The sequence below is a fragment of the Pseudomonas sp. 008 genome (genome assembly GCF_016861935.1).
Classification (GTDB): domain Bacteria; phylum Pseudomonadota; class Gammaproteobacteria; order Pseudomonadales; family Pseudomonadaceae; genus Aquipseudomonas.
In genome coordinates this window covers 1-1,591 of the sequence record NZ_BOMA01000043.1, presented here as the reverse complement: position 1 = coordinate 1,591, position 1,591 = coordinate 1, and the positions used below count along the sequence as shown (strand labels likewise).

General features: G+C 63.0%; 1 protein-coding gene. It reads right to left on the bottom strand.

The annotated features are described in order from the left end of the window. On the bottom strand, positions 1–1,591 hold a 1,591-nt coding region (locus tag JUI81_RS31595; protein WP_374707283.1), incomplete at both ends, for an immunoglobulin-like domain-containing protein.

Below are 1,591 nucleotides of genomic sequence, written 5' to 3'. Positions count from 1 at the left end.
TTCGAAATTGCCACCGGTGGCGGTGGAGATGGTGGCCTGGACCGTACCCGCATCTTTGTAAACGTCATCGGATGGAGCCGGAACGGTGACGGTGCCGGTGGTTTTGCCGGCGTCGATGGTGATCACGGCGCCGTTGCTCAAGGTCACGGTCACTGGCGTGCCGGCGGCGTTGGTCAGGGTCGCGGTGTAAACGATGGAACCGCCTTCGGCGACCGAGTCGGTTGCCGACAGGCTGAGGGTGGTGGTATCTGGGGTGTCGGTCACCGAGGTGTCGGCCGACTTGCCGTCGACTTCCAGCTTCTCGTAGTTGCCGCCCTTGGCGTCGTCGATCTTGACGCTCAGGGAGTTGCCGCCGGCCAGTGCATCATTGGGCGCAACAAAGTTGACAGAACCGCTGCTCGCACCGACCGGAATGGTGATGGTCTGGCCGTTGGACAGGGTGACGACCACTGGCGAACCAGTCACCGGAGCAGTGACGGACGCGGTGTACACCACGGTGCCACCCTCGGCCACGTTCGCGGTCGCAGTCAGCGAAACGGTGCTGGTGTCGATGGTATCGGTGACGGTGGTGACCGCTGCCGCTGGGCTGGTGGCCAGGTTTTCAAAGTTGCCGCCTGCGGCATCCTTGATCGTGACTTCGACTTGGCCAGCGTCCTTGTAGACATCGTCCTTTGGTGCATCGACAGTCACGCTGCCACTGGTGGCGCCGGCGGCGATGGTGATCACCGCGCCGTTCGACAGGGTCACGGTGACCGGTGTGCCGGCGGCATTGGTCAGGGTCGCGGTATAGACGATGGAACCGCCTTCAGCCACCGAGTCGGTTGCCGACAGGCTGAGGGTGGTGGTGTCCGGTGTGTCGGTCACCGAGGTGTCCGCCGACTTGCCGTCGACTTCCAGTTTCTCGTAGTTGCCGCCCTTGGCGTCGTCGATCTTGACGCTCAAAGAACCACCGCCAGCCAAGGCATCGTTCGGCGCGGTGAAGTTGACACTGGCGCTGCTCGAGCCGACCGGGATGGTAATGGTCTGGCCGTTGGACAGGGTCACAACCACTGGCGAACCAGTCACCGGAGCAGTGACGGACGCGGTGTACACCACGGTGCCACCCTCGGCCACGTTCGCGGTCGCAGTCAGCGAAACAGTGCTGGTGTCGATGGTGTCATTGACGGTGGTGACTGCCGGGGCAGTGTTCGGCACCAGGTTCTCGAAATTGCCACCGGTGGCGGTGGATATGCTCGCCTGTACTGTGCCAGCGTCTTTGTAAACGTCATCGGACGGTGCCGGGACAGTCACGGTGCCGGTGGTTTTGCCGGCGTCGATAGTGATCACCGCACCGTTGCTCAAGGTCACGGTGACCGGCGTGCCAGCCGCATTGGTCAGGGTGGCGGTGTAAACGATGGAACCGCCTTCGGCGACCGAGTCGGTTGCCGACAGGCTGAGGGTGGTGGTGTCCGGTGTGTCGGTCACCGAGGTGTCGGCCGACTTGCCGTCGACTTCCAGTTTCTCGTAGTTGCCGCCCTTGGCATCGTCGATCTTCACGCTCAGGGAGTTGCCGCCGGCCAGAGCATCGTTGGGTGCAACAAAGTTGACAGAA